This is a genomic window from Acinetobacter sp. YH12136 (genome assembly GCF_013418545.1).
GTDB classification, from domain to species: Bacteria; Pseudomonadota; Gammaproteobacteria; order Pseudomonadales; family Moraxellaceae; genus Acinetobacter; species Acinetobacter towneri.
Genome location: NZ_VPBV01000014.1, coordinates 78,431 through 84,689 on the forward strand (window position 1 = coordinate 78,431; position 6,259 = coordinate 84,689).

Genomic DNA, 6,259 nt, shown 5'->3' on the forward strand with positions numbered 1-6,259 from the left:
TTTTTCAAACCTCAGTGGACGGATTCAAAGCTTAAACTATGGTTTTTGAATCAGTCCGCACAGATTGAAATATAAAACTAATGCGTTAGATAGCAAAAAGCCCAAGTCATATTGATTGGGCTTTTTGTTGAGATGTAAACATCTCGAATATGGCGTCCCTACGGGGATTCGAACCCCGGTTACCGCCGTGAAAGGGCGATGTCCTAGGCCTCTAGACGATAGGGACAAATAGAAGTTTATATTTTTAAACCATGTAACAACCAATGCAGTTGTTGAGAATATTGGCGTCCCTACGGGGATTCGAACCCCGGTTACCGCCGTGAAAGGGCGATGTCCTAGGCCTCTAGACGATAGGGACTTAAAAAAATATCTACTTCTGAAATTGGCGTCCCTACGGGGATTCGAACCCCGGTTACCGCCGTGAAAGGGCGATGTCCTAGGCCTCTAGACGATAGGGACGTTTCAGAGGTGGGCGTATAATAGGGCGTATAAGGGGGGGTGTCAAACGCTTTTCTGCAATAATTCTGAAAAAAATGTTCAACTGAATAAAATTAAAACTATTCTGCTGTCGTGATACGTTTGAAGCGGTAAAAATCATGCTTTTCAAGTTATTTTTAAATGGACACATTTATTAGAGCAGCATGATTTTCTTTGTATTTTGCAGTATTCATTGCTAATCAACACAACTCAAAAAACAAGGCAATCCGAAGATCGCCCCTATTGTTTTACATCATCGCTAAAAAAGCATTATGATTTTTTGTGATAAATCATGTAATAACTGAGATAGCACAACACAATAAAAATCATACAGCCAATAAAACCTGCCAGCATTTCAGGGTCAAACACCATACTTAAGCAAGTAATAAAACAGAACACAAAACCTAAAATAGGCACTATTGGAAATAGCGGTGCAGCAAAACCTAAGTCCTGCACGGTTTTACCTTGTTTATACCATTGGCGACGGAAGTTAAACTGGCTTAAACAAATGCTCATCCAGACCACGACCATGGTAAATGCAGCCACACCCAAGAGGTTTTTAAAGATGGTTTCAGGCGCAAATTGTTCAGACAATAAACCTGGCATTGCACCGAGCATGGTGACCATGACTGCAATATAAGGAATACCACGCGCATTCACCTTAGAAAAAATCTGTAGTAATTGCTTTTGGTGTGAGAGCGACCACATCATTCGTGAAGCTGCAAATAAACCTGAGTTCGCTGCAGAGAGTAACGCTGTGATAATCACAAAACGAATAATATCTTCCGCATAAGGAATACCAATCTGATTAAACACCGTTACAAAAGGACTGCTGCTTACACCTTCTGCAGCCAAACCTGCAGCCTGATGTGGTAGCAAGGCACTAATCACCACAATGGTACCTACAAAGAAAATCAACAGACGGAAAATTGCGGTATTGATTGCTTTAGGCACGTTTTTGGCAGGGTCTTTGGTTTCACCTGCGGCAACACCAATCAACTCTGTACCTGAAAAGGCGAAATTAACAATTAACATGGTTGCAAAAATAGGGAATAGCCCTTCAGGAAACCAACCTTGTGCGGTTAAATTGCTAAATAAAGGTGCAGAGGTATAACCTTGATAAGACACAGCACCTAAAATTGCCATTAAACCCAAAACGATAAAGGCAATGACAGTCACGACTTTGACCAAAGATAGCCAAAACTCAGATTCTGCAAACAAGCGCGTGGAAATCATATTCAAACCAAATACAACGCCACCAAAAATCAGTGTCCAAATCCACATGGAAATATGCGGGAACCATTCCTGCATTAGCAACGCAGCGGCGGTAAATTCTGTGCCTAAAGTGACCGACCACGTGAGCCAATATAACCAAGTGATGGTATAGCCCGTGCCAGGTCCAATATATTGTTTGGCGTATGCCCCAAATGAACCTGAAACAGGCATGTGTACGGCAAGCTCGCCCAAACACAGCATCACCATATAGGCAATTAAACCACCAAAAATATAAGCGATGATGGCGCCAACGGGGCCTGTTTGTGCAATGACTTCACCTGAGCCTAAAAATAGACCTGTGCCAATAGCACCGCCCAGTGAAATCATAACCAAATGTCGAGTGCTCATCGCACGTTTTAAAGGCATAGTATTGCCTTGATGCACAGCATCATTTTGATGATTCGATGACGGCATAAGTGATAGGAGAAAAAATGAAATGAAGCGAAGTATTGTAGAGAAAAACTACAAATCTGCAATCTTGAAATAATAAATTTGGATTAGAAATGATCGTATAGCACGATAAATGGCGTCCCTACGGGGATTCGAACCCCGGTTACCGCCGTGAAAGGGCGATGTCCTAGGCCTCTAGACGATAGGGACGTTGCGAGGTGATGCGTATATTATGAATTTTTAGCGACAGTGTCAAACCTGAATCTAAAAAAACTGCCGCACTATTTGTTATTTGCTTAAAAAATAATACATCTTTAAAAATAAATCAGTGCATGTAAATTTGAATACGGTGCATCATTTTAATGATCAGGGGTTTGATATTGCTTTTCAGTGGTTGTTGTTTGTGTGGCTGCGGGTTGAGTGCTTGGTTTAGGTTGAGCAGGCTCACGATTCACAATATAAAGATACAACGCAGAAGGCGCGAGAATGACCAAAACCAAGACAATTTTTTTCAACATGGCAGAATCAATAACACAAATTGGAATATTGCCATTATAACCAAAGCCAGCTCAAAAGACTGCATGCATAAAAGCTGATTCGCAGTAAAAATCATTTTGATGCTCAGTCTTGTGGTTGAAAAGCACGAATCAAAACCACAACACTAAAAAGAAAACAGGACGACAAACGCAGTCTGTCATCCTGTAAACATCTCAATGTTCGAGTACAAATCGTATTATTGATCTGTGTTGAGTAAGTTCTCTACCATGTGCGGCGCAAGTTTATTTAGAATAAAACAAAACAGCTCTGCAGTTTTTTGCGTATCGTATAAAGCTGAATGAGCTTCTTTGCCATCAAACTCAATACCTGCCTGAATGCATGATTTTGCCAGCACCGTTTGACCAAACATCACCGCACTTAAAGTCACTGTATCAAACACTGAAAAGCTGTGGAATGGGTTTTGGTTTTTCGTGCCTGTGCGGGCAATGGCTGCTTGTACAAAGCCTAAATCGAAATGCGCATTGTGACCGACCAAAATGGCATGGGTACAATTCTGTTGGCGACGCACTTCATTGACTGATTTGAAAATCCGTTTTAATGCGGTTTTTTCATCTTCAGCCATAGCCATACGCATAGGGTTGAAAGGATCAATCCCAATAAAGTCCAACGAACGACGGTCTAAATTTGCCCCTTCAAACGGGTTGATATGCGCATGATACGCTTCACCTGGTACAAATTTGCCATCCGCATCATAAATAATTGGAATGGCAGCAATTTCCAACAAAGCATCGGTTTGGGCATTAAAGCCTGCGGTTTCCACATCGACCACCACAGGCAAAAAACCACGAAAACGTTGCCCCATCACGGGCAAAGTTGTATCTGTCACACTTTTCTCCATTGAATGGTTTTACCCGCATATAACGGAATAATTTGTTCACCATCCAAGTAGTCTAAACTGGTTGGAATGATTTGCTCTTCTTTCACCAAAGTAATGGTGTTGGTATTACGCGGCAAACCATAAAAATCTGCACCAAAGAAGCTTGCAAAGCCTTCTAAGCGGTCAATACGTCCAACTTGATCAAAAGCTTGTGCATAAAGCTCAATTGCCGTAGGCGCACTATAGCAGCCTGCACAGCCACATGCATTTTCTTTGGCATTTTTTGAGTGCGGTGCGCTATCTGTCCCTAAGAAAAATTTAGGATTTCCGCTAGTTGCGACTTCTAATAAGGTTTGTTGATGGGTTTGACGCTTTAAAATAGGCAAACAATAGAAATGCGGTTTTACGCCACCTACTAACATATCATTACGGTTAAATAATAAATGTTGTGGGGTAATGGTTGCTGCGACATTACGGCCTTGTTCTAAAACAAATTGCGCTGCTTCAGAGGTCGTAATGTGTTCAAGCACCAATTTTAAGTTTGGAAATTGTTGTAATAATGGTGAAAGCACTTCATCTAAGAAACGTTTTTCACGGTCAAAAATATCGACATGATTGTGCGTGACTTCGCCGTGCAGTAATAATGGCACTTGTTGTTCTTCAAGTTGCTCAATCACCGCATATACTTTACGAATGTCGCTCACCCCATTGTCTGAATTGGTGGTCGCGCCAGCAGGGTAAAGTTTAATGGCATTCACATGCGCAGAGGCTTTAATTTTCTTGACTTCTTCGGGAGAGGTTTGATCGGTAAAATACAACACCATACGCGGATCAAAATTTACACCTTCAGGGACGTGTGCCATGATGCGTTCACGATACGCTTCCGCTTCTTCTACCGTTTTTACTGGTGGAACAAGGTTAGGCATACAAATTGCGCGTGAAAATTGCTTGGCAAGATCGGGAACAGTACGTTGTAGTGCTAAACCATCACGTAAATGAGCATGCCAGTCATCTGGCTGGATAAGAGTAATCGTATTCAAGGCGCTGCCAGTCTGAAAAATAAAACAGATGATAATCTATAAATGTTAAAATGGTAACGTCGAAAGCCATAAAAAATAGAAATGCCTGAATTAATTGTTTCGACATTGTGTTATTTTTAAACCACTAAAAAAATTATATTCAGGTTGTTACAGTTTTGCTGTGCAACAATCGTGATTAAATGGAATTTAAAGCATCCATGGAATACAAATATAAGTTAGCCAAGCTACAGTACGACAAAGAAAAAAATGAAGAGTTGATTAAACGTCAACGTAAACGTGCGGGGCAGGTTTTTCCGAAACAACTGGAAGTTGAGTTTTGGCAACAGCATCTTGAACAAGCTCGGCACAACATTAACCAATATTTTTGGTCGGGCGTACTCATCTACTTTATTATCACCGTGCTGATGATTACTGGGGATTATTGGATTATTGATCGTAATTTTTTTAAACACGATTTTATCCACTCTTTACTAGGCTTGGTCAATGGCGCGTTTTGCTTACTGACCCTGTTCTTTTTTGCCCATTATAAAATTTTGCGCCCGTATTATGCCTATGCCGCCATGGCTATGATTTTTTGGGCCATTGTGTCGATGACCTGGCTGACCATGACGGTGCATACCGAAGTGTTTAGACACCAAGCCATGATGATCATCAGCATGATTTATATTATGGGTTTTGTACTGACGGGGGTGAAGCCGTTTCACATGCTGCTGACTGGGTTAATGGCGGCTGTGGTTGCCATGATTATGCTATTAACCTTGTATATTCCAATTGATGTGATGGTGATGGGGCGGGTGTTGGTTGGCAGTACGGTAGTGGGTTTTTTAATCAGTAAAATGCTGTGTACCCGTGAGCGGATGATTTTTTTGGTCATGCACCAAGCCCGACTTAGTGAAAAAATTAACCGTATTCATGCTGAAGAATTGTTGCATTTAAGTCAGCATGACGCGCTGACTAAAGTATCCAACAGACGTACTTTTGATGAAATGCTGGACAGCTATTTCGAACAGGCACGGCATGATGAAGTGCCATTGTCTTTACTCTTTATCGATGTCGATTTTTTTAAAAAATATAACGATCATTATGGGCATCAAAAGGGAGATGAAGTCATTTCAGCGATTGCCAAATCCATTAAAGACTCAATTCGTCACATGGATTTTGTTGCGCGTTATGGTGGTGAAGAATTTGTGGTGTTATTGCCAGAAACCGATGCGCATGGTGCGTATGCTGTGGCTTCCAATATTTTTAAAGCGGTTGAGCGTTTAGCGATTCCACATAGTCAATCTTTGGTTGACAGTAATGTCACCATCAGTTTGGGCTTTACCGTCTATAAAGGTGAGGCGGACATTTTTAAAAGCGATTTCTTACAACGTGCAGACCAAGCCTTGTACCGTGCGAAACAGTTGGGACGTAATCAAATTTATTACCACACTTTGCAGGTGGAAGAAGTGCTGTAAATTTTTCTATCTCCAAGTGAAAGAGGACTCCACCCGTCAGTCAGGGAGGAGGTGAATTTCACAAATTTCAACCTTGTTGATTCTGAATATATTGTTTGATTATTTCCAAAGGCGCACTACCACAAGACCCTGCAAAATATGATCTTGACCATAAAACAGGTTTTGTATAATTCCCTCTCAAGTCTAAAAACTCATTTCGCATTCTTCTACTTGTTACAGACTTTAAATTATTAACCAATTTGCTT

Annotated in this window: 6 protein-coding genes and 4 tRNA genes; 1 reads left to right on the forward strand and 9 read right to left on the reverse strand. The window is 41.1% G+C overall.

Features of this window, described 5'->3' with window-relative positions; all coding sequences use genetic code 11:
• Positions 1-150 precede the first annotated feature (150 nt).
• The 8 genes from FTU71_RS08205 to pyrC all read right to left on the reverse strand — a co-directional run bounded on the left by FTU71_RS08205 (position 151) and on the right by pyrC (position 4,557).
• A tRNA-Glu gene (locus FTU71_RS08205) sits at positions 151-226 on the reverse strand.
• A gap of 56 nt (positions 227-282) precedes the next feature.
• A tRNA-Glu gene (locus FTU71_RS08210) sits at positions 283-358 on the reverse strand.
• Positions 359-383: 25 nt separating this feature from the next.
• Positions 384-459, reverse strand: a tRNA-Glu gene (locus FTU71_RS08215).
• A gap of 288 nt (positions 460-747) precedes the next feature.
• Positions 748-2,166, reverse strand: coding sequence for an amino acid permease (locus FTU71_RS08220; protein WP_180111797.1), 1,419 nt, complete (start codon positions 2,164-2,166; stop codon positions 748-750).
• Between the two features lie 110 nt (positions 2,167-2,276).
• Positions 2,277-2,352 (reverse strand) — tRNA-Glu (locus FTU71_RS08225).
• A 149-nt stretch (positions 2,353-2,501) separates the two neighbouring features.
• Positions 2,502-2,660 (reverse strand): hypothetical protein, encoded by a 159-nt coding sequence (locus tag FTU71_RS08230; protein WP_004972674.1) that lies wholly within the window; start codon positions 2,658-2,660, stop codon positions 2,502-2,504.
• A gap of 215 nt (positions 2,661-2,875) precedes the next feature.
• Positions 2,876-3,538 (reverse strand): ribonuclease T, encoded by a 663-nt coding sequence (gene rnt / locus FTU71_RS08235; RefSeq protein ID WP_096902181.1) that lies wholly within the window; start codon positions 3,536-3,538, stop codon positions 2,876-2,878.
• Positions 3,523-4,557 (reverse strand): dihydroorotase, encoded by a 1,035-nt coding sequence (pyrC, locus tag FTU71_RS08240; protein ID WP_004972678.1) that lies wholly within the window; start codon positions 4,555-4,557, stop codon positions 3,523-3,525. Before pyrC ends, rnt begins: the two co-directional genes overlap by 16 nt.
• Before the next feature lie 197 nt (positions 4,558-4,754).
• Here pyrC and FTU71_RS08245 point away from each other — a divergent pair, with 197 nt between their 5' ends.
• The gene (locus FTU71_RS08245; protein ID WP_096902183.1) at positions 4,755-6,014 is read left to right on the forward strand and encodes a GGDEF domain-containing protein; all 1,260 of its coding nucleotides are present in this window, start codon (positions 4,755-4,757) and stop codon (positions 6,012-6,014) included.
• 67 nt (positions 6,015-6,081) lie between these two features.
• On the opposite strand, the gene tnpA is transcribed toward FTU71_RS08245, so the two are convergent.
• Positions 6,082-6,259 (reverse strand): IS200/IS605 family transposase (tnpA, locus tag FTU71_RS08250; protein ID WP_180111799.1); only part of this gene is annotated, 178 nt, incomplete at its 5' end.

Excerpts from the sequence above, each read along its gene's own strand:
- FTU71_RS08220 (WP_180111797.1), bottom strand. The coding sequence starts at position 2,166 with ATGCCGTCATCGAATCATCAAAATGATGCTGTGCATCAAGGCAATACT.
- FTU71_RS08230 (WP_004972674.1), bottom strand. The coding sequence starts at position 2,660 with ATGTTGAAAAAAATTGTCTTGGTTTTGGTCATTCTCGCGCCTTCTGCG.
- rnt (WP_096902181.1), bottom strand. The coding sequence starts at position 3,538 with ATGGAGAAAAGTGTGACAGATACAACTTTGCCCGTGATGGGGCAACGT.
- FTU71_RS08245 (WP_096902183.1), top strand. The coding sequence starts at position 4,755 with ATGGAATACAAATATAAGTTAGCCAAGCTACAGTACGACAAAGAAAAA.